We start from the raw sequence: 26,857 nt of genomic DNA, 5'->3' as shown, positions 1-26,857 counted from the left end.
CCCATGCCCTTTCCGGCCAATGTCCCCCGGCGTAGGCCTGCGGCCGCCCCCGCCTCCTTTATTTTGCCTCCAAGGGCATGGGCGCCCAGCGCCCGACACACCGACCAGCGCCCCACGCTTGGCTTCCGCCTGCTTACCGCACGCCGCGCCCCGTAGCGGCCGGGAGACATTTGCGCGAAGGGCACACGCGTACAGCTGACAAAAAAAACCCCGGCATTGCCGGGGTTTTTTCATGCCTGTGGGAAGAATCAGGCCGCCTTTTCCAGCGTGGCCATATCGATCACGAAGCGGTAGCGCACATCGTTCTTCGCCATGCGCTCCCAGGCCTCGTTGACGGTCTTGATGTCGATCACTTCCACATCGCTGACGATGTTGTGCTCGGCACAGAAGTCCATCATCTCCTGCGTTTCGGCCATGCCGCCGATCGCAGAGCCGGTGATGTGCTTGCGGCCGAACATCACCGAAGCGCCCATCAGCGGCGGATCCAGCTCGGTCAGCACGCCGACCAGGCACATCGTGGCATCGCGCTTGAGCAGGGACATGTACGGGTTGGTGTCGTGGCTGACCGGGATGGTGTTGAGCAGGAAGTCGAAGCTGCCCGCATGGGCCTTCATCTGCGCCGGATCACGCGAGACCAGCACTTCATCGGCGCCCAGACGCTTGGCGTCGGCACCCTTTTCCGGGGTGGTGGTGATCATCACCACGGTGGCGCCCATCGCCTTGGCGAACTTCACGCCCATGTGGCCCAGTCCACCCAGCCCGATCACACCGACCTTCTGGCCGGGGCCGACCTTCCAGTGGCGCAGCGGCGAATAGGTGGTGATGCCGGCGCACAGCAGCGGCGCGGCGGCCTTGAGGTCGAGCGTCTCGGACACCTTCACCACGAAGCGCTGCTCGACCACGATATGGTCGGAGTAGCCACCGAAGGTCGGCTGGCCGCTGTCGCGCTCGGTGCTGTTGTAGGTGTAGGTCGCGCCCTTCTCGCAGTACTGCTCCAGATCTTCATCGCAGGCGGCGCAGTGACGGCATGAATCGACCATGCAGCCGACGCCGGCGAAATCGCCGACCTTGAAGCCGGTCACGTTGGCACCGACCTCGGTCACGCGGCCGATGATCTCGTGGCCCGGCACCATCGGGAACTTGGCGCCGCCCCAATCGTCGCGGGCCTGATGCAGATCGGAGTGGCAGATGCCACTGAAGAGAATCTCGATGCGCACGTCATCGGGGCCGGCTGGACGACGTTCGAAGGAGAACGGCACCAGCGGCGCGGTCTGGTCGTGCACCGCATAACCATGGGCGAGGGACATGGGGGAATCCTTGGCAGGTTTGTAGAAAGGCGCTTTACAATACGCCCCGATCCCGTGCACAGACAGTCAGGATATCGGCATGATTCATCAAGTGAAACGGGATAATCATGGCCACTGACAACCTGACCCATCTGGCCGCCTTCGCCGCCGTGGCCCGCCACCGCAGCTTCCGCAAGGCCGGCGCCGAGCTGGCGCTGTCCACCTCGGCGGTCAGCTACGCGATCCGCGCGCTGGAAGAGCGCCTGGGCGTGGGCCTGTTCCACCGCACCACCCGCAGCGTGGCGCTTACTGAGGCGGGCCAGCGCCTGCTCGAACGCCTGCAGCCTGCGCTGGGTCAGGTGCATGACGCATTGGAAGAAATGAACCACTTCCGTGCCGCACCGGCCGGCCTGCTGCGGATCAATGCCACCCGCGCCGCTGTCCAGACCCAGCTCGGCCCGCGGCTGGCGAAGTTCCTGCTGGCGCATCCGGATGTGCGTCTGGAGCTGGCCCAGGACGACGGTCTGGTCGATATCGTCGCCGGCGGGTACGACGCCGGTGTGCGCCTGCACGAATCGGTGCCGGAAGACATGGTGGCCGTGCCGCTGGGGCCGGCGCTGCGCGGCTTGATCGTGGGCGCGCCGGCGTATCTGGCAGGGCGTGAGATACCGCGGCACCCCCGTGATCTGCATCACCATGAGTGTGTGCGGTTCCGTTTCGCCAGCGGCCATCTCTACAAGTGGCAGTTCGAACGCGATGGCCAGGCGCTGGAAGTCGACGTGCCCGGGCGGCTCACGCTTGGCGATCAGAACACGATCCTGCAGGCGGTGGTCGACGGGTTGGGGTTGGCCTATGTACTGGAAGATTCCGCGCGCCCGTATCTGGATGATGGCCGGCTGGTGGCGGTGCTGGAAGACTGGAGCGAGCCGTTCGCAGGCTTTGCGGTGTACTACCCGCGGCAGCGGCAGATGTCGTCTGCGCTGCGGGCATTCATTGACCTGTTGCGGGGGTAGCGGCAGCGGGTGGCCTATGCTCTGCATGCTCGTTCTTCAAAGGCAGATGCTGCATTCTGCGCGTGCACCTAGCATCGGAGGAGATGTATCTGGCTTCGAGTGGTGCAGCTCCACGCCCTGTCCTCATCAACGGTGAAATGGATGCGCAAGCGACGGTTCGTGAACATTCTGGCGATGGTTGGCGGTGTTGCCCTTGCGATCTACGGGGCGCTGATCCTGACCATTGCAGCGACGGGAAATATCATCGAGGGCCGCGCAGCATTGGCATGTGGCGGAGCCGGGCTGCTGCTGATGGCGGCCCCTTTGCTTGCCCTCCCATTCTCGGCCCGTGTTGCAAAGGCGCTCGCGTTGCTGGCGTTGGTGTGTTTTGCGGTGCTGGCGGTGCGGCTCGCGTTCTGGCCCCAGCCGGGCATCTCGCCTGATCCGCTCGTTCAGACCGCGGTAGTGGCATTTGCGGTGTTGGTTGCCGGCCGCATCCATCTGGCACGCCGCCGCCGACTCTCTGACCATCAGCCCTGATCAGCCCTGGCGCAGAACCTGCTGCAGAGGGGTAATTTCCTGGATGTTGTATACTCACCCCCAGTATAGTTAACTGGCCTTTGCCCCATGCCCCATTCACCGCAGGAAAAGAAGCGCGTTCTCGCCCGGGTCCGTCGGATCCGTGGTCAGTGCGATGCGCTGGACCGCGCGCTGGAAGCCGGGGCCGAGTGCGGGCCGGTGCTGCAGCAGATCGCCGCAATCCGCGGTGCCGTCAACGGGCTGATGTCCGAAGTGATGGAAGCGCATCTGCGCGAAGAGTTCGGGCAGCCGGCCCAATCCGATGCGCAGCGCGACGAGCGCGTGCGCGAGATGAGCATGCTGATCCGGTCCTACCTCAAATGAGTGCGCGGACGACCGCGTGCTGCCACCTTCTGTTCCCTGCCTTGGAGTGCTCCCCATGAAATCCCGTGCCGCTGTTGCCTTCGCCGCTGGCGAACCGCTGAAGATCGTCGAGATCGACGTTGCTCCGCCGCAGAAGGGTGAAGTGCTGGTCAAGATCACCCACACCGGTGTCTGCCACACCGATGCGTTCACCCTGTCCGGCGATGATCCGGAAGGCCTGTTCCCGGCCGTACTCGGCCATGAAGGCGCGGGCATCGTGGTCGAAGTGGGCGAGGGCGTGACCAGCGTCAAGCCGGGCGACCACGTGATCCCGCTGTACACCGCCGAGTGCGGCGAGTGCCTGTTCTGCAAGAGCGGAAAGACCAACCTGTGCGTCGCCGTGCGTGCCACCCAGGGCAAGGGCGTGATGCCCGATGGCACCACCCGCTTCAGTTACAACGGCGAGCCGATCTACCACTACATGGGCTGCTCGACCTTCAGCGAGTACACCGTGGTGGCCGAAGTCTCGCTGGCCAAGATCAATCCGGATGCCAATCCGGAACACGTGTGCCTGCTCGGCTGTGGCGTGACCACCGGCATCGGCGCGGTGCACAACACCGCCAAGGTGCAGGAAGGCGATTCGGTGGCGGTGTTCGGGCTGGGCGGCATCGGCCTGGCGGTGATCCAGGGCGCGCGCCAGGCCAAGGCCGGCCGTATCTTCGCGATCGACACCAACCCGTCCAAGTTCGAACTGGCCAAGCAGTTCGGTGCCACCGACTGCGTCAACCCGAAGGACCACGACAAGCCGATCCAGCAGGTCATCGTGGAGATGACCACCTGGGGCGTGGACCATACCTTCGAGTGCATCGGCAACGTCAACGTGATGCGGGCGGCGCTGGAATGCGCGCACCGTGGCTGGGGCCAGTCGGTGGTGATCGGTGTGGCCGGCTCGGGTCAGGAAATCTCGACCCGTCCGTTCCAGCTGGTCACCGGTCGCTCGTGGAAGGGCACCGCGTTCGGTGGCGTCAAGGGCCGCAGCCAGCTGCCGGGCATGGTCGAGGATGCCATGAAGGGCGACATCGAACTGGCCCCGTTCGTCACCCACACGATGGGCCTGGACGAGATCAACGAGGCGTTCGATCTGATGCATGAAGGCAAGTCGATCCGCTCGGTCGTACATTTCTGAGCCACTGCGGGCGGCGCGTGGTCCGCGCCGCCCCTACGGAGAACCACCATGGAACGCATCGAACATCGCGCCGCGTCCGGCGGTTGGCAGGACGTGTATCGCCACACCTCGCAGGTGCTGGGCTGCGACATGAACGTCGCCGTCTATCTGCCGCCGCAGGCCGCCACGCAGAAGCTGCCGGTGCTGTACTGGCTCAGCGGGCTGACCTGCAACGAGCAGAACTTCATCACCAAGGCCGGCGCGCAACGTTATGCCGCCGAGCATGGGGTGATCCTGGTCGCACCGGACACCAGCCCGCGCGGCGATGACGTCGCCGATGCCGAGGGCTACGACCTGGGCAAGGGCGCTGGCTTCTACCTCAACGCCACCGAGCAGCCGTGGGCGGCGCACTACCGCATGTACGACTACGTGGTGGAGGAGCTGCCTGCCTTGATCGACGCACAATTCCAGACGACGGGCGCTCGCAGCATCAGTGGCCACTCGATGGGCGGCCATGGCGCGCTCGTGATCGCATTGAAGAATCCCGGTCGCTACAAAAGCGTCTCAGCGTTCTCACCGATCGTGGCGCCGACCCGCGTGCCGTGGGGCCAGAAGGCGTTCACCGCGTATCTGGGCGAGGACCGCGCCAGGTGGGCGGCGTGGGACGCCAGCGAGCTGGTCACCAGCGCCACCGAGCGCCTGCCGTTGCTGGTCGACCAGGGCGGTGGCGATGAGTTCCTCGACAACCAGTTGCAGCCGCAGTGGCTGCAGGCGGCGTGCACCGCGGCCGGTCATCCCCTGACGCTGCGCCTGCAGCCCGGCTACGACCACAGCTACTACTTCATCAGCAGCTTCATCGGCGAGCACATCGCGCACCACGCCAAGGCCTTGTACGCCTGAGGCATACCGTTTGGCCACCCGCTGGGCAGCTGCCTGGCGTTTCCAGCATCCGCAGTGACGTCCGTCGGGGCACAGGACGCTGGTTCAGCGGTGTTCGCGTCGTGCCAGCCAGCCGGCACGACGCGATCAGCTCAACGCACGTTGCGCAGTTCCCAGTGACTGCCGGCCAGCATGCGCAGGCGCTGCTTGAACACCTCGCTGTCGATGCTGGTGGTGGCGACCAGATTGATCCGCAGATCGTCCTGCGCGCCGGTGACGGTGGCGGACGGATCGGTGGCGCCCCACTGCGGGTCAACGGCGTCGGGATCGTCCTGCTTGGCGCGCCAGCGGTCGAACAGCACCGTGGTGCGCAGGGCGTTCTGAAGTTCTTCGGCCAGGCCCGCCGCGCCCTGGGCGTGGAAGGACAGGTCCGGATCGTTGCCGCGTGCCTTCGCCGGGTCCGGCAGGCTGATGTCATAACTTGGCATGGTTACCTCCTTTGAATGCGGCAAGGCTGGCAGAGACGCGGTGCAATCCGCGTGCAGAACCGGCGGCCATGCCGGGATCGTGGCATGGCCGCTGCGAAGCTGAGCTGTGCCGTCAGCCGCTGAAGGTATGCGGCTCGTCGGCAAACCCGATCGTCACCGCGCCCTTGCCCACGTTGACCATGCCGGTCAGGCTCATCACCGCCTCGAACACATCCACGCCATGCGCCTGGCAGGTCTCACGCAAGGTGGCGTAGCCGGGCAGGGCCTGCAGGTCGGCCAGCTCGCCGCCGTAGCTGATGCACACGGTGGGCGTCATCAGGCCGCCCTTGACCCGCTGGCCGACGAAATCGAACAGCTTCTGCACCGCGTTGTCGAAGCCCTTGATCTTGGCCACCGGCCCGGTCTCGCCGCGGTAGCCATGCAGCACCGGCTTGATGTCCAGCGCACTGCCCAGCGCGGCGCTGATCAGGCCCACGCTGCGGTCGCCCTTATGACGTGCCCGGGCGCGCATGTAGTACAGATCACGGGTGATCATGTAGCCGTGTACGTTGTGCGCCAGCAGCTCCAGCCGCTCGCGGATCTGCTGCACGCTCGCACCACTGTCGCGCAGGCGCACCGCCTCCACTGCGGTCACCCCCTGGGCAGCGAACAGGTTCTGGGTGTCGAGCACGCGCAGTGCGAACGGCGAGTTGAAGCCCGCCGCCTGCCGCACCGGCTTGTAATCGTTGAGGATCGCGAAGCTGGCCTGCATCGCGTTGTCGTGGATCGGGCTGCGGGTCTTGGTGATCGTCATGCAGAACACATGGTCGTAATCGATCACCAGCTTGCCCAGGAACAGATCCCGGATCTGATTGACGCTGAACGGAATGGTCTCCGCCTCGGCGCCATGCTCGGCCACATGGGCATGCAGAAAACTCAGTGTGGCCTGTTCGTCGCGATGGTCGGCCAGCACGGCCTCGCCAATGCGGACGGTGATCGGCAGCAGCACGATGTTGTGTTGTTCAATGAAGTCCTGCGGCAGATCGCACGCAGAGTCGACCACGATTCCGATGCGCATCCTGTGCCCCTCCGGCAGGTTGTAGGTTCGGAAACGTGAACGCTATCTCAAAACGAGATGTTTTGCCTGACCGGGGAGGCGGCCGACCTCAGCGGCTGCGCTCGACCGCCACCGGCAGGTCCTTGATCCGGGCCCATTCGCCCTGCTCGAGCAGGCTGGGATCGGCCAGCACCGCCTGCATCAGCGGGTGGGCATCGTTGCCCCAGAACAGTTCGCTGCCGATCGCCAGCGTCGGGACGCCGAACACGCCGGCCGCCAAGGCGGCATCCGTATTGCGGCGTAGCGCTTCCTTCACCGACGGCTCGCTGATCGCCGCGGCAACATTGGCGATGTCCAGCATCGCGCCGGGCAGGGCGAGCGCGGCCGCACTGTCACCGGCATGGCCGTCGCGCCAGATCCAGTTGAACAGGAGGTCGACCGTCTCGTGAGTGGCCCCGGCGGCCAGGCACAGGCGCAGGGCAGCCAGTGGATTGAACGGGTGGCCCGGTGGAAAGCGCAGCGTCAGCCCGGCGCTGCGGGCCTGCCACAGCGCCTGGCGATAGGTGAACACCCGCTTGGCCGGAATTTCTGCCGGGCCCAGATTGCCCAGGTGGTGCAGCACCGCGCCGAAGGCGATCGGTACCGGCACAATGCTCTTGAACTGCGGCAGGGCCTTGAGCTGCTGCCAGTGCAGGTAAGCGAACGGTGAGACGAAATCGAAATACCAGCGCAGGGCCATGATCGGGTACTCACGTTGCGGGACGGTAGTGCCGCCGGATGCAGGGCCGCCGCAGGCAGCGGCCCTGCGCGCAGGCTCAGCGCGAGTAAGCGCGCGGTTCGCTCGACGCCGGCGCCTGGTAGCGGTCGCGCAGCTCGGTCTGGCGCGACCGCATGGGCATCGCGCGGCCGCCCAGCCAGACCTGCTCGGCGTAGTGCCCGACATCCAGCGGATCGCCTTCCCACAGCACCAGATCGGCCAGCTTGCCCGGCTCGATGGTGCCAAGCCGGTCGCCGACGCCCAGCGCCTGCGCCGGCACCCGGGTCAGGCCCGCCAGGCCATCATCCCAAGGCAGCCCGTTGGCGACTGCATTGCCGGCCAGCTGGCGCATCTTGCGCGCGTTGTGTGAGGCATCGTCGCGCTGGGCGAAGCTGACCGGCACGCCCGCCGCCTTCAGCCGCGCGGCGTTCTGCAGGGTGGCGCCAAGCTGGTCGAAGCTGCTCGGCAGGTTGCCCAGCCCATCAACGAACACCGGCACGCCGGCCTGGGCCAGCTGCGGGGCCAGGCGCCACGCCTCGGCACCGCCGGCGATGGCGATCTTGACCTTCTCGCGGCCGGCCCAGCGCAGCAGCTGGCGGATGTCCGCCGCGCGGTCGACCTGCACCACGATCCGGCCCTGGCCGGCCAGGTAGCGCGCCAGCGTGGCGCGCCCGGCGGGTGTGAGCAGCGCATGCGGAGAGTCCGCCGGCACGCGCCCACGCGCCTCGCTGACCATCTGTTCCAGCAGCATCCACTGCGCGGCCCGCGAGGTGCCGGTCAGCTCCGCGCCGGATGCACCGAGGCGGATGAACAGCGCCTGCGGGCCGACCGGATCGGCGCTGCCGTCCAGCCGCATCAGCCCGCCCTGGCCGGCGATGAAACCGCCACCGGTATTCGCCCCGAGCAGGGTGAAGCCGATGCCATCCAGCCGCGCCACCGGGATCAGCACCGAGTCCGGATTGAAGGCCAGCGTGACGTCGAATTCCGGGCGCAGCGGCTGGTCTTCCAGCTTGAGTGTGCTGTCGACCGTGGCCGATTCGCCGGACACCTCTTCGATACCGATGTCGGTGATGCCGCCGAACAGCGCCGGGGTGAGCGGCTTGCCCGCAGCCTCGACCACCGTTACACCGGCCGGTGCGGACAGGCCGGGGCCGACGGCGCGGATCACGCCGCCCTGGACCAGCACATCGCTGTGCGCCAGGCTGCCGCGTGCGGCGGCGGTGTGCACCGTGGCGTTGCGGATCAGCAGATCCTGCGCGAACAGGGAAGGGGCCACGCAGGCACCGGCAATCAACAGCAAGGCCTGCGGAAGCAGACGCATCGAGACGCGGCGGCTCATGGGCGTGCCTCCTGGCCGAGCATGAAGTCCGACAGCGGCTGCCGCCTCACGTCCTGGCGGTCATAGACCTGGTGACCATCGACGTAAACCTTTTCGGCCAGTGCGTAGGAACTGAAGGGACTGCCGTTCCAGACCACCACGTCACCCATCTTGCCGGCCTCCAGGCTGCCGGTCTGCTTCTCCACACCCAGCGAGCGCGCCGCGTTGGAGGTGAGCCACATCATGGCGCGCTCCGGGGCGATCTCGATGCCAGCGCGGCGTGCGTTGGCGATCACCTTGGCCGCCTCCTGGTTCAAGCGCTGGATCCCCTCGGGCGAATCCGAATGCACGATCGCGCAGCTGTTGGCGGGGCGGTCGACCAGGGCGATGTTGTCCTGGATGCCATCGAAGGCCTCCATCTTGAAGCCCCACCAGTCGGCCCACAGCGCACCACACACGCCTTCCTCGGCGAGCCGGTCAGCCAGCTTGTAGGCCTCCACCGCGTGATGGAAGGCGGCGATCTTGAAGCCGAATTCCTTGGAGAGATCCAGCATCGTAGCCATCTCATCGGCGCGGTAGCAGTGAATGTGCACGCGGATGTCGCCCTGGATGGCGCCGGCCAGCGTATCCAGCTTGAGATCGCGCTTGCCGCCGCTGTCGCCGGCGCTGTCGCCCTTGTCATCGCCACTGAACCAGCGCTTTTTCTTTGGCTGCTTGGGGGTGTTCTTGGCGATGTACTCGCTGGCATCGATGAAGGCCGCGCGGTAACCGGCGACATTGCCCATGCGCGTGCCCGGCGCGGTGCCCTTGCCGCCGTAGACGCGCTTGGGGTTCTCGCCGCAGGCCATCTTCAGGCCCCAAGGCGCGCCGGGGAACTTCATGGCCTGGTAGGTCGTTGCGGGCACGTTCTTCAACGTCACCCCGCGGCCGCCGACCAGATTGGCCGAGCCGGGCAGCACCTGCATCGAGGTCACGCCGCCGGCCAGTGCAGCGGCAAAGCCGGGGTCCTGCGGCCACACCGAGTGCTCGGCCCAGACATTGGCGGTGACCGGTGCGGTCATCTCGTTGCCGTCGCTGTGCGCGCTGACGCCTGGGCTGGGATACACGCCCAGGTGCGAGTGCACATCGATGATGCCGGGGGTCACCCACTTGCCCTGGCCGTCGACGCGGACCGCATCGGCCGGTGCACTCAGGCCGGTGCCGACTGCTGCGATGCGGCCGCCCTGCAACAGCACATCGGCGTTGTCCAGGCGCACGCCGGTGCCGGTGAGCACCGTGGCGTTGCTGATCAGTACCGGCGCCGAGGCGATCGGCGCGTAGGTGCTGGGATAGGGATCCTGGATGAACCGCGACGCGGCGGGCGCGGGCGCGGCGGCGAACGAGAGCAGGGCAAAGCCCAATCCGGCAGTCAATCGTGTGCGCATGTTTCCCCGATGCGGTGTGAACGAATCCGTCGACGCTATCCGGTGCGCGGGGCGTTTGCCAAGTGACGAAGCGCATGGGCGTGCTGGCGCGCCATTCCTCATCGAACAGCCCGGCCATCGAATGTGGGGAAATCCCTGATGTTTATCCGCGTCGCGAATGGTTAGTGTGTATCTGTGCGCAGTTGCGGTTGACACTGTCATGGGAAAGGAGCGCACCGCTCGGACATCGTCCAGGACGGTGCAAAAGGAGTGGGGATCGCCGCCAGGGCGACCGACAAGGAGTTGTGCCCACGGGCTTACGGGATATCACCGACGCCCGAGGAATGTAGAACTTGCGTAAAAAGCGTTCACGTGTGCCGGGCCTGTGATAGGGAACGGCATGCATTTTTCTGTGCAGCTGCCGATAACGCGTGTGGTACTGCAGCCTCAATCATTTCAAGGAAGTCGTTTTCAGATGATCCACGTTTCTCCGTCCCGCTTTACTGCGCGCCGTCGTCCGTCGCCCAGCCTGCTGGCATCGGCCATCACCGGAACCCTGCTGGCTGCCTTGGCTGTCCCCGCGCTGGCCAGTTCCGACGTCGATACCCTGACCAACTACCAGCAGCAGCGCACGCTGCAACGCGCGGTGTTCAGCCTGGACCTGCCGGCTGGCAACGTCGCCAATGGTGCCAAGGTCGGCGACATCCAGGCCAGCTCCATTCGCACCACCCCGGGTCCGATCAACGGCACGCCAGGAGACACCGAAAGCTGGCGCAGTGAGGAGTTCAAGGCCGATTGGGGTCTGACAGCGATCAATGCCGACGCTGCGTATGCGCGCGGCCTGACCGGCAAGGGTATTCGCCTGGGGGTGTTCGATTCCGGCACCGGCCTCGACCACGATGAGTTTGCCGGCAAGGACCACCGCAGCATCCATCTGGCTGACCTGCTGCCCGATGGTACGCGTTGCACCAACACCACCATGCTGACCGGTCCGGACGCCTGCTTCAGCACTGACGGCGACCAGGTGGGCATCGATGCGCTGGTGTTCGACGGGAGCCTGACCACCGCTGACCTGCAGTTGCTGCAGGACAACGACTATGTGCCGGGCTACAGCTATAACACCCATGGCACCCACGTAAGCGGCACCATCGCCGCCAATAGGGATGGCAACGGCACCCATGGCGTGGCGTTCGGTGCGGACCTCTCGGTCGCTCGCCTGTTCTTCAACAGTGCAAGTCTGATCTACCGTGACGCGGGTGGCTTGCGCCAGGGATCGCTGGGCGGTGTCGCTCCGTCGAATGAAGTGTTCGCAGACATGTACGCACAGTTGAACGAGCAGAATGTGCGCGCAGTCAACCACAGCTGGGGCCTCACTGACGAGCCGATCAGTACTGCATTGCAGGATGACGACTACTTCAACAATCCGGCTCGCGCCGACTATTTCGACATCATCGCCGAAGGCTCGCGCAGCTCCGGTCTGATCCAGGTCTGGGCAGCTGGCAACATCTATCCGTACAACACCTCGCCGGAAGACGCGCCGATCGCCGGCGTGCATGCATCGCTGCCGCGCGCCCATCAGGATATCGAGAAATACTGGCTGAGCGTGGTCAACGTCAATCAGGACCTGGTGCTCGCAGAGAGCTCCATGCGATGCGGTCCGACGGCCAACTGGTGCTTGGCCGCGCCGGGCAGTGACATCAACTCGACCGTGTACGGCGCCGATTCGCAGATCCTCGGCAGCGTGTATCTGACCGGGGCCGACGATGACGTGGGCTTCGACGTGACCCAGCGCATGCCGACGTACACCTACGACAGCATGACCGGTACCTCGATGGCAGCCCCGCACGTCACCGGTGCCCTCGGCCTGCTGTTCGAACGCTTCCCGTACCTGGACAACGCGCAGGTACGCGATGTCATGCTCACCACGGCGCGTGATCTTGGTGCGCCTGGCATCGATGAGATCTACGGCTGGGGCCTGCTCGATCTGCGCAAGGCCATCGAAGGCTACGGCATGCTCCGCGTCGACACCGACGTGGTCATGAACCAGAAGGCCGGTGGCCTGAAGGTGTGGGAAGGCGATGCGTGGGACGACTGGACCAATGACATCGGCGGCCCTGGCAAACTGACCAAGTCCGGCATCGGCTGGCTGCGCCTGAGCGGCGACAACACCTTCCATGGCGCCATCGTGCGCGACGGTGTGCTGGAGCTGGACGGCGCCAACGCACTGACGGCATCGGTCGATGTGCAGGGCGGTCAGTTCCTGCTCAATGGCAGCCTGGTGGATACCACGCTCAACAACCTGGGCGGCAGCAGCTACATTGCCAGCACTGGTGTGCTTGATGGCTCAGCGCTCAACGTGACCGGCGGCGTGGTGTCGTTCAACGGCGTGCAGGAAGGCGCGTCGACCTTCGTCGGCGCCAAGGGCACCCTGAAGGGTGTCGGCACGCTGGGCAGCACCCGCGTGGAAGGCATCGTCGCGCCGGGCAACTCCATCGGCACGCTGACCATCAACGGCGATTACGTGCAGACCGCCACCGGCGTCTACCAGGCCGAACTGGCCCCGGGCAGCCGCAGCGATGTGCTGCGCGTCACCGGCACCGCCACGCTGGATGGCACCTTGAAGGCACTGCCGGAAGCCGGCGTGTACTACCTCGGGGAGCAGTTCAACTTCCTGCAGGCCGCCGGTGGCGTGAACGGTCAGTTCGCGACCACGGACTTCTCGGCGTTCTCGCCGTTCCTGCAGTTCAACCTGGCCTACACCGCCGGTGGCATGAGCATCGGCGTGGCACGCGGCAATTCGCTGGCCAGCGCTGCGGTCACCGCCAACCAGATCGCCGTCGCCGCCAGCGCCGATCGTCTGGGCATCAACCAGGGTCTGCCGAAGCCGTTGACCCAGCTGTTCCCGGCCCAGGTCGGTGCGGCGCTAGACGCGCTGAGTGGTGAAATCCACGCCGCCACGCCGATGGCGCTGGTGGAAAGCAGCCGTTACCTGCGTGATGCGGCCCTCAGCCGTGCCGTGGGCGTGCGTTCGCCGGCTGCCGGCGATGACGTCGCCGCCGGTGGTGCGTGGGTGCAGGCGATCGGTGGCAGCGGCAAGCTCGATGGCGATGCCAATGCCGCACGGACCGATTCCAACAGCAATGGTCTGCTGGTCGGTGCCGACCATGTGTTCGGTGGCGGCTGGCAGGTCGGTGCGCTGGTGGGTACCGGCCGTACCGATATCAAGCAGGCGGCCGGTCGCGGCGCCCGTTCGGAAATCGACAACACGCACGTCGGTGCCTATGTGGGCAATCAGTGGGGTGCGTTCGGTCTGCGCGCCGGTCTGGGCTATTCGCGTCACGACGTGGACAGCAAGCGTCAACTGACCTTTGCCGGCTACCAGGATGCGCTGTCGGCCAAGTACGACGCCACCACCCGCCAGGCCTTCATCGAAGGCGCGTACCGCTTCGGCGGTCGCGAGGCGGGTCTGGAGCCGTACGTGCAGTTCGCCCGCGTTGAAGTGGACGTGGACGGCTTCGCCGAGCAGGGTGGCGCGGCTGCACTGAACGGTCAGGTCGCCGATACGCGCACCAACGTGGCGACCGCCGGTGTGCGCTTCGACAAGGGCCTGAAGACCTCCTGGCAGCAGGAAAGCTGGCTGCACGTCCGCGGTGGCGTCGGCTACCGTCGTGCTTCCGGTGACCGCAGCCAGGTAGCCGATCTGGCCTGGACCGGTGGCAGCAGCTTTGCTGTCAGCGGTGCGGCGATCGCCGACAACGCCGTGGTTGCCGAGCTGGGCCTGTCGGCCTGGCTGAGCCCGCGCAACCAGCTGGAGCTGGGCTACAACGGCACCTTCGGTGATGACGCCCGCGACCGCAGCGTCACCGCGCGCTGGTCCGTGCAGTTCTGATCCAGCGGTACCGGTAAACGGAAAAAGGCGGCCATTGGCCGCCTTTTTCTCGTCTGTTGCCGTGAGGTCGCGATCGCCACTTGCGTCGTGATCATCCAGCGTGGAATGGTCAGACAGGCGCGAGTCGTCCGCGCCGCCCTGCATCTACAAGGAAGTATCGATGAACGTAACCGAAGGCTTTGATCGCAAGCACGCCAGGCATTACTACCGGTTGCTCGTCCTGCTGGCATTCGCGTCCGGTCTTATGTTGGTCGCCGGGTTTTTCGAGGCGTCACCCAGCGGGCTGCCAAAGGAGGTGCGCATCACGCTCGCAGCCTTCTCCCTGCTGACGGCCACCGCCAGCTACCTGTCGGTCAAACGGATCCAGTACTCCTTTCCGTGGGTAGGCATATCCTCCATCGCCTTTGCCGCCTCGCTCTGGGCCTTTGGTGCGCCGACGGCCCTCGTCTTGCTGCTGGTCATACCGGCTGCGGTCCTTTCGCTGGCCTCCCTTGTCCTCAAGGGCAGGGCCGATGGTATCGACCACCCGGAGTGAGCGGCCCGCTCGACGCCGCGCGGCCCGTCTCGCAGAATTGTTGCCTGCCGTTTGTTGGAATATCCCCATGAAAACCAAACAGGCCATCGTCGAAAACTGGCTGCCGCGCTACACCGGCGTGCCGTTGGAGCAGTTTGGCCAGCACATCCTGCTGACCAACTTCGGTGGCTACCTGCACACCTTCTCCCAGCTGACCGGCGCCCCCATCCAGGGCGCGGACCGGCCGATGGCCAGCGTCACCAGCGACGACATCACCCTGATCAACTTCGGCATGGGCAGTCCCAACGCGGCCATCATCATGGACCTGCTGTCAGCGGTGATGCCCAAAGCCGTGCTGTTCCTGGGCAAATGCGGTGGGCTCAAGCGCAAGAACCAGCTGGGCGACCTGATCCTGCCGATCGCCGCGATCCGCGGCGAGGGTACCTCCAGCGACTACCTGCCGCCGGAAGTCCCGGCCCTGCCGGCCTTTGCCCTGCAGCGGGCGGTCTCCACCATGATCCGCGACCTGGGCCACGACTACTGGACCGGCACCGTCTACACCACCAATCGCCGGGTCTGGGAGCACGACGAGGCGTTCAAGGAAAAGCTGCGGGTGATGCGCTGCATGGCCATCGACATGGAGACGGCGACCCTGTTCGCGGCCGGCTTTGCCAACCATATTCCGATCGGGGCCTTGCTGTTGGTCTCCGACCAGCCGATGATCCCCGATGGAGTGAAAACCGAGGCGTCCGATGCCAAGGTCAGCTCCCAGTTCGTCGAGAACCATATCCAGATCGGTATCGAGGCGCTTAAGCTAATACGGCGCAACGGCAAGTCGGTCCGCCACCTGCGCTTTGACGAGTAACGGCAATGGAACGGGTGAGCGTCTTGGGGCGCCACCTACAGGGGTAGTAAATGGACGTGGCGGCACAAGTAGTGGAATTCTGGCGCGACGCTGGACCGCAGAAGTGGTTCGCGCGCGATGACGCGTTCGACGCGCGCTTCCGCCAGCAGTTCCAGGAAGAACATTTCGCTGCCGCCCGCCGCGCCCGCGAGCATTGGCTGAGCAGCGCCGAAGGCGCGCTCGCACTGATGATCCTGCTCGATCAGTTCCCGCGCAATTGCTTCCGCGATACGGCGCACTCCTACGCCACCGATGGCCTTGCACGTCATTACGCCATGCGTGCGGTAGAGGAGGGCCTGGACCTGCAGCTGGTGCCCAAGCTGCGTGCCTTCATCTACCTGCCCTTCGAGCACTCCGAGGATCCGCAGGACCAGGAGCGTTCGGTGGCGATGTTCGATGTGCTGGGCGACAAGGAATACCTGCAGTTCGCCGAGCTGCACCGCGACATCATCCGCCGCTTCGGCCGCTTCCCGCACCGCAATGCCGTGCTGGGTCGGATGCCGACGCCGGAAGAGCTGGATTATCTGGCCGAGGGCGGATTTGCGGGGTAGCCGGTGGATGGACGCCACCGGCACCACGAACAAAAAAACGCCGGCAATGCCGGCGTTTTTCTTGTCCCGCAACGTGCTGAAGATCAGTACTTCGGCACGCCGTTGTCCACCTCGTTCGACCAGGCGTCGATGCCGCCGGTGATGTTGGACACCTTGGTGAAGCCCAGGGCGCGGAACTGCTCGGCCGCCTGTGCGCTGCGGCCGCCGTGGTGGCACAGGAAGGCCAGCGCGGTGTCCTTGGGCAGGGCTTCCAGGCGGGCGCGGTTGTCACCGTCGAAGGTTTCGAACGGGGCGTTGATCGCCGCGATCGCACGCTCGTCGGCGGGGCGCACGTCGACCACGGTGATGCTGCCGGCGCGGAGCTGGTCGTCGGCGTCGCGCACGCTCAGTTCCTGCACGGCCTTGGGCGCGTTCGGGTTGTCGATCGCCAGGCCCTTGCCGCGGATGTCGTCGACCCAGTCGATGGTGATGCCTTCGGCGCGGCGGGCGCTGGCCAGATCGAACTGCACGCGCAGGCCGTTGGACTCGGCGGCGATCGCGTTGTCGTCGTGCGGGGCCAGCTGGAAGCTCGGCTGGAAGCGCGCGTCGATGCCCAGCTGCAGCGAGGCACCCGGGGAATCGGCCAGCGCGCCACGCAGCATTTCCACGGCGGCCGGGGTCACGGTGATACGCGGCGGAGTGCGGTCAGGGGCAGCGAGGCCGAGCACACTGCTCAGCTCACCGTTGCCGGCCATCTGCAGGATGATGTCGCTGCCACCGATCAGTTCGCCGTCGATGTACAGCTGCGGAATGGTCGGCCACTCGCCATAGGCTTTGATGCCTTCGCGGATGTCGGCGTCGGCCAGCACGTTGACGTGGTCGAACTCCACCCCGAGGTCCTGCAGGGCGCCCACGGCTTTGGCCGAGAAACCGCACTGCGGCATGCTCGGCTGACCCTTCATGAACAGCACGACGCGGTTGGCGTTGAGAATGGATTCGATGCGCGAGCGCAGGGCGGGATCAAGGGACATGACGGTCAGGGTCCGGATATGCGAACCGCCTATTCTACGCGGCATGGCATCATGGGGCATGACCGTACCGGAAACGTTGTATCGCATTCCCCGCCGCCCCTGGCGCTGGGTGCCGTGGCTGGTGCTGTCGCAGCTGCTGGTGGTGCTGGTCTGGGCCGCCTGGGGCTGGCGATACGGCCTGCCGCTGATGGTGGCGACCCATGCCCTGTTCATGGTGCCGGTGTTCCTCCCCAACAGCCGCTTCTATGCCCCGGTGCTCAGCCGCCTGCCCGGGGATGCCCGCAAGGTCTGGCTGACCATCGATGATGGCCCGTCGGCGGAAACCCCGGCGGTGCTCGATCTGCTGGACCGCTACGAGGCCAGGGCGACCTTTTTCCTGGTCGGTGAACGCGCGCAGGCGCAGCCGGAGCTGGTCCGCGCGATCCTCGCCCGCGGGCACAGTCTGGGCAACCACAGCCATCGGCACCCGCAGGCACGGTTCTGGCGGCTGGGGCGACAGGCCATGGCCGCGGAGATCGCGCAATGCCAGCAGGCTCTCACCGCGATCGCCGGTACGCCACCGCGCTGGTATCGCTCGGTGGTCGGCATGACCAACCCGTTCGTCGCCCCCGCGTTGAAGCAGTGGCAGCTGACCCGCGTCGGCTGGACCGCGCGCGGATTCGACGGGGTGGAGTGCACGCCCGATCAGGTGGTCGACCGGATCACCCGTGATCTGGTGCCGGGCAGCATCGTGCTGCTGCACGAGGGCGCCGCACATGGCCACAACCTGGCCATCATCGAGGCGGTGCTGCAGGCGGTGCAGGCCCATGGCCTGCACGCCGGTCTGCCGGACTGACGCCAGGTCGGTGCCCGGCGCAGGCCGGGATCAGCTCAGGGAGCCGATGATCATCAGCAGCACCACACCGAGGATGCTGCCGATCGAGATCACCAGGCCGAGGATCGCGAACACGCGGCGGCGGTCTGCCTGAAATGCACCGGCGACGCCCAGGCCGAAGGCCACCAGCTGCATCAGCGCGGTGCACATCAGGCCGAGGCCGACCAGGATCGCCGACATCGAGGTCTCCTCCATGCCGCCGGGGGTCGTGGTTTCGATAACGCCGGCCACGACGATCAGGCCCAGCATCAACATGGCGCCGCCCAGGGCGGTGATGAACGCGGCAATACCCATGCCGGAATGAGGGGTGTGCATCGGGGCTCCTTGTTGATGCGGTGCAACGGACGATTCAGTGGGCGAGGGGCTGCGCGCGGGCGGCGTCGGCCGGGGGATGCGAGGCATGCCACTGGTCGCGGATCCAGCCGCCGAGCGAGAGCTGGGCGATCAGCACGCCCAGTGTCACCAGCAGCGCGATGATGCCGAACAGACGGCGCCGGCGTGGCTGCAGTACGCTGCCGAGACCGAGCAGCAGGGCCAGGATGGCCAGGCCGACACTGCTGCCGAGCAGTGCCGCCAGCGACCACGGCAGCTCGCGCATGGCCGCGTGTTCGGGCGCATGCGCGTAATGCATGCTCAGCAGCAGCATCACCAGGCCACAGGCGCTGACGATCAGCGCGGCGATGCCAAGCGCGGAATGTCGGGTCTGTCGGGGCATGGGCGGCTCCTTGCCGGAAGGGGGGCGGGAGTATGCGCGTGTGCGGCCCGCGGCGCGAGCCGCGGCGACTACGCAGCGAGCGGACGATCGCCGACGATCAGCCAGTTGTTGAACGGGGTATTGCCGTACAGCGGTGTCACCCGCAGGTGCAGCCCGGCGGCTTCCAACGGGGTGCGCAGGCTCTCGGCATCGGGATAGTGGCGTGGGCGCGTGCCCATCCAGCCCACCAGGTGCGCGAGCATGTCGGTGATCCGCGTGGTGCGATCACGACCACTGTGGTCGGCCAGCGTGGTGCGGATCACCAGCCGTGCGCCGGGTGCCACGCGCGCGGCGGCATCGAGCAGCAGTTGCGTCTGGGCGGGGGCGGGCAGGTATTGCAGCACGTCAAGCAACGCGACGTTGCCGTGGTGGGCGGGCAGGGCGGCACTGGCGTCCATGCAGGTGAACCGTGCCTGCGGCAGCGCGGCGCGGGCGCTGGCCTGCTCGGCGCGGGCGACCTTGCCAGCGTCGATGTCCACACCGTGATACGCAAGTGTGCTGCCCTGCTGGCGCAGCACGTGGGCCAGCAGCCCCAGGCCGCAGCCGATATCCAGCAACGGCGCCGCGGGCGCATCGTTCAACGCGGCGAGCACGCCGGGATACAGCGGATCACTGCCGAGCTTGCCGCGGCTGTAGTAATAATCGCGGCGATTGCCGAACCGCTGCGGCGGCAGGAACGCCGTGGCGATCCTGCGGGCCTGCTCCCTGGCCAGCGGCAGCGCGGCCTCGCTCAGCGGGTCGGCTCCGCCCACAGCACGCGCGTTACTTCGAAGGCGCGCTGGTGCCACAGCGTGTACATCGCGGCGGACGGATGCAGACCATCCTCGGCCAGCATGACGCTCTCGCCGCCCAGCTGGCGGCTCAGGTCGGTGATGTCGACAAACGCGACGTCATGCTCGGCGCAGATGGCCGCAGCGGCAGCGTTGCAGGCATCCAGTTCCTGCCCGATCTGCACGCGGTCGCGGCCGGATGCCACGGCATAGGGGGTCACGCCCCAGTCCGGGATCGAGAGAACCAGCACGCGCGGTGCACGGTCGGCGGCGAAGGCGAGCGCGCGCTGCAGCAGGGCGGTGAAACGCGGGCGGTACTCGTCCACGCTGCGCCCGCGGTACTGATCGTTGACCCCGATCAGCAGGCTCACCAGCTCGAAGGGACCCTGCGGTGCGTCGGCATCGATGCCAGCCTCAAGCTCGTCGGTGGTCCAGCCGGTGGTGGCGATGATCGTCGGGTCGTCCACGTCCACGCCGATATCGCGCAGGGCCGCGGCCAACTGCATCGGCCAGCGCCCGGCCGGCTCGACGCCTTCGCCGATCGTGTAGGAATCGCCCAGCGCCAGGTACGGCAGGCCCATCAGGCCACCGCACTGCGCGGCTTGAGCGGGACCACCTTCGTGTTGGCCTCGGCACGGCGTGCCAGGGCGCGGTCGATGCGGGCGAACACATCGCGCATCACCTCCGGCTCGGGCAGCAGGGTCACGCGGAAGTGGTGGCGGTAAGGCACGTTGAAGCTTGAGCCCGGGACCACCAGCACGCCTTCCTCGTTCATCAGTTCCAGCGCGAAATCATGGTCATCGAAGCTGCGTGCCGCCGCACCGACCACCGCCGGGAATGCGTACAGCGCGCCGGCCGGGGCCACCAGCGACAGATGCTCGCTGGCGTTGCAGGCCTCGATCACCGCGCGGCGGGTTTCATACAGACGGCCACCGGGCGCGCACAGCGGCGAGATGGTGTCCGGCCCGTTGACCGCCGCATCGATGGCGTACTGGCCCGGCACGTTGGCGCACAGGCGCAGCGCGCTGAGCAGGTCCATCGCCGCGCGGAACTCGCCCAGCCGCTCGCCCGCGCCGGACAGCATCGCCCAGCCCACGCGCCAGCCGCAGGCGCGATGCACCTTGCTCAGGCCGCTGAAGGTGATGCACGGGTGGTCGCCGGCCAGTGGCGCGACCGCATGGAACTGCGCGTCGTCGTACAGGATCTGGTCGTAGATCTCATCGACCATCAGCAGCAGGTTGTGCTTGGCGGCGATGGCGACGATGCGCTCCAGCAGATCGCGCGAGTAGCTGGCGCCGCTGGGGTTGTTCGGGTTGATCAGCACGATCGCGCGGGTGCGCGAGGACACCAGCGCCTCGATCTCGACCGGGTCGGGCTGGAAGCCGTTCTCCGGTGCGCAGCGGTAATACACCGGGCGGCCATCGTTGAGGATGGTCGCGGCCGACCACAACGGGTAATCCGGCGAGGGCACCAGCACTTCGTCGCCCGGGTTGAGCAGGGCGCGCAGCGACAGGTCGATCAGCTCACTGACGCCATTACCGATGAACACCCGGTCCGGGTGCGCATCGGGTGCACCGCGACGGGCGTAGGCGGCGGCGATGGCTTCGCGCGCCTCCGGCAGGCCCTGCTGGTGGGTGTACGGATCGGTGCGGCCCATGTCATCGGCGATCGCACGCTGCAGATGCTCAGGCGCGCGGAACCCGAAGTTGCCCGGGTTGCCGATATTGAGCTTGATCAGCTTGCGGCCCTGGGCCTCCAGCTCCCGCGCTCGTCGCGCCAGTTCGCCCCGGATCTCGTAGCGGACTTCGGACAGGCGCTCGCGGGTGGCGAGCGGCTTCAGCGGGGGCGTGGACATGAACGGGCCGTCATTCAGGCATGGAAACCGCATGGTAGCGGAATTGTTGCGTTGCAGGGCAAGCGTTTCCGGCCCAACGCCCGGCCCTGCAAGGCAGTTGCAGATGAAAGGATTTTCGTCCGTCCACGCGTGCGCTGGTCCCCTGCGGCAACGCCTGGTCGCCACACCCATTAGAATGGGCACGATGAGCGAACCCACTGATTACCTTGCCCTGCAGACCATTGGCTGGCCCTGGCCGGGCGGCCCGGAGCTGCCGGACTGGCAGGCCCTGTTCGAGCAGTTCCCGCAGGCGCGCCCGGGCCGGGTGATCGAGCAGCATCGCACCGGGTACATCGTCTCCGATGCGCCGGAAGCGGCGATCAAGACCGAGTCCCCGCCGGAATGGCAGCGCCCACGCTTCCCCAGCCACGAGCGCGCGGCGGTCGGCGACTGGGTGCTGCTGGAGGGCATCAAGATCGTTGCCCTGCTGCCCCGGCGTACCGCGATCAAGCGTGGCGCGGCGGGCGAGCATTACCACCAGCAGGTGATCGCGGCCAACATCGATACGGTGTTCATCGTCTGCGGGCTGGATGCGGACTTCAATCCGCGCCGGATCGAGCGCTACCTGCTGCTGGTCGGCGGGGGCGGTGCACAGCCGGTGGTGGTGCTGACCAAGGCCGACCAGACCGAGTACAGCCAGGATGCCCTGGACGTGCTGGAAGAACTGGCGGCGCAGAACATTCCGCTGCTGGCGATCAACGGCAAGGACCCGGCCAGCGCCTCGGCCCTGCTGCCATGGCTCGCGGCTGGCCAGACCGTGGTACTGGTCGGCTCCTCCGGTGCGGGCAAGTCGACCCTGACCAATACGCTGCTCGGGCACGAGCGCATGAAGACCGCCGATGTGCGCGTCAACGACTCGCGCGGCCGCCACACCACCACCCATCGTGCGCTGATCCCGTTGCCGGCCGGAGCCTGCCTGATCGATACGCCCGGTATGCGCGAGCTCAAGCCGACCGGCGAGGAGGCCCTGAGCGAAGGCGGCTTCTCCGACGTGGAAGCCCTGTCGGCACAATGCCGTTTCCGCGACTGCGCCCACCAGCGTGAGCCGGGCTGTGCGATCCGCGCGGCCATCGATGACGGCACGCTGGATGAAGAGCGCCTGCTCAACTACTTCAAGCTGAAAGAAGAAGTGGCTGCCGCCGCTGCCAAGCTGGCCGTGCGTCAGGCGCAGCAGGCCATCGAGCGCAAGCACGTCGGCAAGGGCGCGCAGTGGCGCCCGGGCGGAAAGGGCGGCCGACGATAGCTTTTGCTACTGTCCGTCCATGGACACGCCAATGACCGTGGATCGTGACGTCGCCCACCACACCGCGCTCGACGCACAACTGGTCGAGGCGGTAGGCGGGATCAAACTGCTGGGACTGACCAGCTGGCCGGCCGCGCTGCAGGCGCCGTTCCTGGCCAGCGTCGCCCGCGGTCAGCCGGTGCTGCCGCAGGTCGACTACCCCAAGCTCGATTTCACCGATACCCGCCATCGGCTGGCCGCGATCAGCGTGCAATGCGATCCCGACCATCCCATCGGCCTGTACGTACAGCGCTCGGCGCACAGCTGGGACCAAGCCGCCGGCCTGCTGGAATCGCTGGGCACCGCCGAGGTGGATCGTTACTCGGTGGAGCTGTTCGGCGCGCCCGAGCAGCCGCTGCCCGGCAACGGCCCCAGCACCCGCGATGCCGCCCGCCACTTCATCCAGATCGCGCAGGAGCTGGACCACGAGCTGCTCGCGCCCGAAGAACAGGTGCCGGTCTCGGCCACGGCGCTGCAGTTGCAGCTGCAGAGTGATCTGGATGCCTTCTTCGAATCGCGCATCATCAGCGTCCAGCTGGATCCCGACCTGATCTCCAAGGCCGCCGCCGGCCCGAACCGGATCCGCCTGCGCACCAGTGCGCGCTTCAGCGCCTACGACCGTGCGCAGCTGTTCCACCACGAGGCGCTGGTGCACTCGCTGACCGCGCTTAATGGCCGCGAGCAGCCGCACCTGCCCAGCCTGGCGCTGTCCTCGCCGCGGGTCACTGCCACCCAGGAAGGACTGGCCACGTTCGCCGAGCAGATCACCGGCAGCATCGACATCGAGCGCCTCAAGCGCATCAGCCTGCGCACCGAAGCCATCGCCATGGCGCGCGAAGGGGCCGATTTCATCGAGGTGTTCCGCTACTTCTGCGAGGCCGGCCAGAACAACGAAGAGAGTTTCGCCTCCGCCCAGCGCGTGTTCCGCGGGGTGCCGCCGAGCGGCGGCGCGGCCTTCACCAAGGACACCGTGTATCTGCGCGGGCTGGTCTCGGTGCACACCTTCTTCCGCCACATGCTGGCTGAAGATCGGTTGCAGGTCTGCCGCTGGTTGTTCGCCGGCAAGATGTCGCTGACCGACGCGATCGCCTTCGCCCCCTTGTTTGAAGAAGGCATCCTGCGCCCACCGCGCTGGCTGCCGCACTGGGTCAGCCGCGCGAACGGATTGGCCGGCATGCTCGCGTTCTCGCTGTTCGCCAACCGCATCCGCATGGATCAGCTCGCCCCCGAGTAGTGCCGGCCGCTGGCCGGCAAGCTCGCGCGCCTTCTACGTGCGCCCAGTGCGTTAATGAGCACTGCATCGCAATTCATCTGTGATGCGCTGAACCGTAAACATCCTTTCATCTTCCGCTCGCATGCTGGTCATGCACCTGCATTGCGCAGGTCATCTTCCCCCATGTAACGGACGACCATGCTTACCCGACCCCTGACGATCGCGGTGGCGCTCGCGCTGTGCGCCGCCAATGCCCACGCTGCCGATGTAGACGCCACCGCCGCTGCCAACGTCGCGCTCAGCGCGCAGACCCTGGACACCGTTTCGGTGATCGGCCAGGGTGAGACCCGCCAGGTGCAGCGCATCACGGCCGTGGACAAGGAAGTGCTGCCGCCGGGCACCAGCGGCCAGAAGATCCTCGATCGCCTGCCGGGCGTCTCCGTGCAGTCCAACGATGCCTTCGGCGCCAACGAAGAATCGCAGACGATCAGCCTGCGCGGCTTCGACAAGAGCCGCCTGGGCTACACACTGGACGGCATTCCGCTGGGCGACAACAGCTACGGCAACTACAACGGCCTGAGCATCGCCCGTGCGCTGATCGCCGAGAATCTCGCCGGCGCAGAATTGTCGCAGGGCATCGGCTCGCTGGGCGTCGCCTCGACCAGCAACCTCGGGGGCACCATCCAGTACTTCTCGCAGGACCCGTCCACCGAGTTCGGCGGCAAGGCCAGCGTCACCGTCGGCGATGACAACCAGCGCCGCGGCTACCTGCGCGTGGACACCGGCGACATCAACGGCTTCTCGGCTTATGTGTCCGGCGTGCATCAGGATTCGGACATGTGGGCCGAACCGAACCAGAACCAGACCACCCGCCAGTTCAACGCCAAGGCGATCTGGAACGTGGGTGACAACCGCTTCGGTGCCTTCGCTGCCACCTCGCGCGTGAGCCAGGCCAACTACGCCTACCTGTCCAAGAGCATGCTCGCACGTGGCCTCGGCTGGGACTGGAACATCTACGCACCGGACTGGGATCGCGCGGTCGCCGCCGCCTACTGCGCGCCGGGCACCTACAACGCGCAGAAGTGCGCGTTCACCGGTGGCGTCAACAGCATCGATGACGCGTACTACCAGAGTCGCGCACTGCGCGACGACAACCTGTACTCGCTGGATGCCGACCTCGCGCTGGGCGACAGCGCCCGCCTGAAGCTGCTTGGCTACCACCACGAGAACCGTGGCCAGGGCCACTGGTGGGCACCGGGCCAGCCGTCCAACCCCGGCACCCCGGAGATGCTGCCGATCTCCATCCGCAGCACCAATTACACCATCAACCGCCAGGGCATCACCGCCGCGTTGAGCTGGCAGTGGGGCATCCACGAATTGGAAGCGGGGCTGTGGTACGAGCGCAACGACCACAACGTCGAGCGCAATTTCTACTACATCACCGGTCCGTTCCTGGATGACGGCTACCTCAACCACCCGGACCGCCGCCTGTTCGATCAGGACTTCGACATCCGCACGCGCCAGTTCTACGTGCAGGACCGCATGCGCTTCCTGGACGACCGCCTGACCGTGGATGTGGGCATCAAGAGCCCGAACACCCGCATGACCGCCAACGCCAAGCCGGGCACCGAAGCCAGCTATGCCTCGGGCACGCTGACCGCCAAGGAATCGGTGCTGCCGCAGGCGGGCATCGGCTTCAAGCTGAGCCCGAACCAGGAAGTGTTCGCCTCGTACTCGGAGAACATCGCCGCCTTCGTCGGTGGTGGCAGCGGCGGCCCGCTGCAGGTCTCGCCGGAATCCTTCGCGGCCAGCGCCGGGCTGGAACCGGAGAAGTCCAAGACGCTGGAAGCCGGCTTCCGTACCTTCGGCGAAAAGTACCAGGCCTCCCTCGCGGCCTATCACGTGACCTTCGACAACCGCCTGCTCTCGCTCAACCCCTGCACCAGCATCGAAGTGGGCACGCGCCCGGAGTGCATCACGCGCTTCATCAACGTGGGCTCGGTGAAGAGCCGCGGCGCGGAACTGACCTTCATCCTCAAGCCGATGGATGGCCTGCAGTGGTACAACGCGCTCTCGTGGAATAAGACCACCTACGAGGACAACTACACCTCGGGCGGTGCGATCGTGCCGGTGGCCGGCAAGATCACGGTGGACACGCCCGAGCGCATGGCCTCCAGTGAGATCAGCTGGAACCGCGATGGCTTCTTCGCCAGCCTGCGTGCGAAGTACACGGGCAAGCGTTACTACACTTACACGAACGATCAGTCGGTGCCGGGTGTGACGACGTTCGATGCGGGGATGGGGTATTCGTTCGGGCCGGGCATGGGGTTGCGCGATATCAAGGTGTCGCTCAATGCGACCAATCTGACCAATAAGCGGTATGCCGGGCAGCTGAGTTCGTTTGCGCCGACGGATCCGACCGGAACGCGCTATGCGATCCACGCGAGTGCGCCGCGTCAGGTGTTCATGACGGTGGCTGCGGAGTTCTGATCTCCGCTTGCTTGGGCAAGGGCAGCCACCGACCGTTGGTCGGTGGCTTTACTTCTCAGATGACTGGGCCAGGCATGGGGTGTGTGGGTTCGCGGGACGCGCCGTAAACCCATCCATGGGGGCTCGTGAGCCGCATCCATGCGGCACAACGGTCCCGCCAACCCACACACCCCACGCCTCCGACAGTTGGCTGGTGGCCATGGCGAAGCAAAGCAACGCTGCAGACGGACAGGTCCGAGGCGACTCGAGCTGAGCCAGCTCAGCTGGTAAAGCTACGCAGATCAATCGAACCTAGCGAGCCAAGCGGACCAAGCAGGGCAAGCGGTCCTCTGCGGTCCAAGCAGCCAAGCAGGGCAATCAAGTCAACGAAGCGAACGAATCCACGAAGGCAGGCCAAAGCAACGGCAGCACCAAGCGACGGCTCTTTCGTTGCGCACCAGCGTCCTGTCAAAGGGTAGGCACGGGTGGGTTGGCGGGACCGTGTGTTGCCATGGATGGCAACACAC

At 66.5% G+C, this 26,857-nt stretch carries 25 protein-coding genes; 13 read left to right on the top strand and 12 right to left on the bottom strand.

The genetic code is table 11. From position 1 onward, the window contains the following. Positions 1-248: 248 nt before the first annotated feature. Positions 249-1,307, bottom strand: coding sequence for an NAD(P)-dependent alcohol dehydrogenase (locus ABE463_RS14610; RefSeq protein WP_346468656.1), 1,059 nt, complete (start codon positions 1,305-1,307; stop codon positions 249-251). A 107-nt stretch (positions 1,308-1,414) separates the two neighbouring features. Here ABE463_RS14610 and ABE463_RS14605 point away from each other — a divergent pair, with 107 nt between their 5' ends. The 5 genes from ABE463_RS14605 (at position 1,415) to fghA (ending at position 5,225) form a co-directional block, all read left to right on the top strand. Next, on the top strand, positions 1,415-2,299 hold the full coding sequence (locus ABE463_RS14605) for a LysR family transcriptional regulator (RefSeq protein ID WP_346468655.1): 885 nt from the start codon (positions 1,415-1,417) through the stop codon (positions 2,297-2,299). A 102-nt stretch (positions 2,300-2,401) separates the two neighbouring features. Continuing rightward, positions 2,402-2,818 (top strand): hypothetical protein, encoded by a 417-nt coding sequence (locus ABE463_RS14600; RefSeq protein ID WP_346468654.1) that lies wholly within the window; start codon positions 2,402-2,404, stop codon positions 2,816-2,818. Positions 2,819-2,905: 87 nt separating this feature from the next. Continuing rightward, positions 2,906-3,181 (top strand): metal/formaldehyde-sensitive transcriptional repressor, encoded by a 276-nt coding sequence (locus tag ABE463_RS14595; RefSeq protein ID WP_019183747.1) that lies wholly within the window; start codon positions 2,906-2,908, stop codon positions 3,179-3,181. 55 nt (positions 3,182-3,236) lie between these two features. Then, positions 3,237-4,346, top strand: a complete 1,110-nt coding sequence (locus tag ABE463_RS14590) for an S-(hydroxymethyl)glutathione dehydrogenase/class III alcohol dehydrogenase (RefSeq protein WP_346468653.1) — start codon at positions 3,237-3,239, stop codon at positions 4,344-4,346. Between the two features lie 48 nt (positions 4,347-4,394). Further along, positions 4,395-5,225, top strand: a complete 831-nt coding sequence (gene fghA, locus ABE463_RS14585) for an S-formylglutathione hydrolase (protein WP_346468652.1) — start codon at positions 4,395-4,397, stop codon at positions 5,223-5,225. 131 nt (positions 5,226-5,356) lie between these two features. On the opposite strand, the gene ABE463_RS14580 is transcribed toward fghA, so the two are convergent. The 5 genes from ABE463_RS14580 to ABE463_RS14560 form a co-directional block, all read right to left on the bottom strand. Beyond that, positions 5,357-5,692 carry a hypothetical protein gene (locus ABE463_RS14580; RefSeq protein ID WP_346468651.1) on the bottom strand — a complete coding sequence of 112 codons (336 nt, stop codon included), beginning with the start codon at positions 5,690-5,692 and terminating at the stop codon, positions 5,357-5,359. 112 nt (positions 5,693-5,804) lie between these two features. Beyond that, on the bottom strand, positions 5,805-6,749 hold the full coding sequence (locus ABE463_RS14575; protein ID WP_346468650.1) for a DegV family protein: 945 nt from the start codon (positions 6,747-6,749) through the stop codon (positions 5,805-5,807). Between the two features lie 88 nt (positions 6,750-6,837). Continuing rightward, positions 6,838-7,470 (bottom strand): DsbA family protein, encoded by a 633-nt coding sequence (locus tag ABE463_RS14570; RefSeq protein ID WP_346468662.1) that lies wholly within the window; start codon positions 7,468-7,470, stop codon positions 6,838-6,840. 73 nt (positions 7,471-7,543) lie between these two features. Then, positions 7,544-8,824: an amidohydrolase family protein gene (locus ABE463_RS14565; RefSeq protein WP_346468649.1), complete on the bottom strand. Its 1,281-nt coding sequence runs from the start codon at positions 8,822-8,824 to the stop codon at positions 7,544-7,546. Next, positions 8,821-10,227 carry an amidohydrolase gene (locus ABE463_RS14560; protein ID WP_346468648.1) on the bottom strand — a complete coding sequence of 469 codons (1,407 nt, stop codon included), beginning with the start codon at positions 10,225-10,227 and terminating at the stop codon, positions 8,821-8,823. Before ABE463_RS14560 ends, ABE463_RS14565 begins: the two co-directional genes overlap by 4 nt. Before the next feature lie 454 nt (positions 10,228-10,681). On the opposite strand from ABE463_RS14560, the gene ABE463_RS14555 reads away from it, so the two are divergent. The 4 genes from ABE463_RS14555 (at position 10,682) to ABE463_RS14540 (ending at position 16,064) form a co-directional block, all read left to right on the top strand. Further along, positions 10,682-14,095 (top strand): autotransporter domain-containing protein, encoded by a 3,414-nt coding sequence (locus tag ABE463_RS14555; RefSeq protein WP_346468647.1) that lies wholly within the window; start codon positions 10,682-10,684, stop codon positions 14,093-14,095. A 160-nt stretch (positions 14,096-14,255) separates the two neighbouring features. Next, complete coding sequence (locus ABE463_RS14550) at positions 14,256-14,630, top strand: hypothetical protein (RefSeq protein WP_346468646.1); 375 nt, start codon at positions 14,256-14,258, stop codon at positions 14,628-14,630. A 67-nt stretch (positions 14,631-14,697) separates the two neighbouring features. Then, entirely contained in the window at positions 14,698-15,474 is a 777-nt protein-coding gene (locus ABE463_RS14545) for an AMP nucleosidase (RefSeq protein ID WP_346468645.1), read from the top strand. Positions 15,475-15,524: 50 nt separating this feature from the next. Then, positions 15,525-16,064: a DUF924 family protein gene (locus tag ABE463_RS14540; RefSeq protein ID WP_346468644.1), complete on the top strand. Its 540-nt coding sequence runs from the start codon at positions 15,525-15,527 to the stop codon at positions 16,062-16,064. 83 nt (positions 16,065-16,147) lie between these two features. Here ABE463_RS14540 and grxD read toward each other — a convergent pair whose 3' ends face one another. Then, a complete protein-coding gene (gene grxD / locus ABE463_RS14535) occupies positions 16,148-17,074 on the bottom strand; it encodes a Grx4 family monothiol glutaredoxin (RefSeq protein ID WP_346468643.1) in 927 nt (308 codons plus the stop codon). 58 nt (positions 17,075-17,132) lie between these two features. Between grxD and ABE463_RS14530 the strand changes: the two genes are divergently transcribed. Then, a complete protein-coding gene (locus tag ABE463_RS14530; protein ID WP_346468642.1) occupies positions 17,133-17,909 on the top strand; it encodes a polysaccharide deacetylase family protein in 777 nt (258 codons plus the stop codon). Positions 17,910-17,939: 30 nt separating this feature from the next. Here ABE463_RS14530 and ABE463_RS14525 read toward each other — a convergent pair whose 3' ends face one another. The 5 genes from ABE463_RS14525 to ABE463_RS14505 form a co-directional block, all read right to left on the bottom strand. After that, positions 17,940-18,263 carry a hypothetical protein gene (locus tag ABE463_RS14525; protein ID WP_346468641.1) on the bottom strand — a complete coding sequence of 108 codons (324 nt, stop codon included), beginning with the start codon at positions 18,261-18,263 and terminating at the stop codon, positions 17,940-17,942. A gap of 34 nt (positions 18,264-18,297) precedes the next feature. Beyond that, positions 18,298-18,663, bottom strand: a complete 366-nt coding sequence (locus tag ABE463_RS14520; protein WP_346468640.1) for a hypothetical protein — start codon at positions 18,661-18,663, stop codon at positions 18,298-18,300. 68 nt (positions 18,664-18,731) lie between these two features. Then, positions 18,732-19,415 (bottom strand): class I SAM-dependent methyltransferase, encoded by a 684-nt coding sequence (locus tag ABE463_RS14515; protein WP_346468661.1) that lies wholly within the window; start codon positions 19,413-19,415, stop codon positions 18,732-18,734. 17 nt (positions 19,416-19,432) lie between these two features. Further along, positions 19,433-20,053: a GDSL-type esterase/lipase family protein gene (locus ABE463_RS14510; RefSeq protein ID WP_346468639.1), complete on the bottom strand. Its 621-nt coding sequence runs from the start codon at positions 20,051-20,053 to the stop codon at positions 19,433-19,435. Continuing rightward, entirely contained in the window at positions 20,053-21,327 is a 1,275-nt protein-coding gene (locus tag ABE463_RS14505; protein ID WP_346468638.1) for a pyridoxal phosphate-dependent aminotransferase, read from the bottom strand. The genes ABE463_RS14510 and ABE463_RS14505 overlap by 1 nt, the downstream gene beginning before the upstream one ends. Before the next feature lie 175 nt (positions 21,328-21,502). On the opposite strand from ABE463_RS14505, the gene rsgA reads away from it, so the two are divergent. From rsgA to ABE463_RS14490, 3 genes are all read left to right on the top strand, one after another. Next, entirely contained in the window at positions 21,503-22,609 is a 1,107-nt protein-coding gene (gene rsgA / locus ABE463_RS14500) for a ribosome small subunit-dependent GTPase A (protein WP_265308967.1), read from the top strand. A 19-nt stretch (positions 22,610-22,628) separates the two neighbouring features. Next, a complete protein-coding gene (locus tag ABE463_RS14495; RefSeq protein WP_346468637.1) occupies positions 22,629-23,882 on the top strand; it encodes a flavohemoglobin expression-modulating QEGLA motif protein in 1,254 nt (417 codons plus the stop codon). A gap of 177 nt (positions 23,883-24,059) precedes the next feature. Continuing rightward, entirely contained in the window at positions 24,060-26,351 is a 2,292-nt protein-coding gene (locus tag ABE463_RS14490) for a TonB-dependent receptor (RefSeq protein WP_346468636.1), read from the top strand. The last annotated feature ends 506 nt before the right edge of the window (positions 26,352-26,857 follow it).

This window comes from Stenotrophomonas sp. TWI819, from assembly GCF_039673075.1.
GTDB lineage: Bacteria > Pseudomonadota > Gammaproteobacteria > Xanthomonadales > Xanthomonadaceae > Stenotrophomonas > Stenotrophomonas rhizophila_B.
This window is presented reverse-complemented; position numbering and strand designations above follow the sequence as displayed.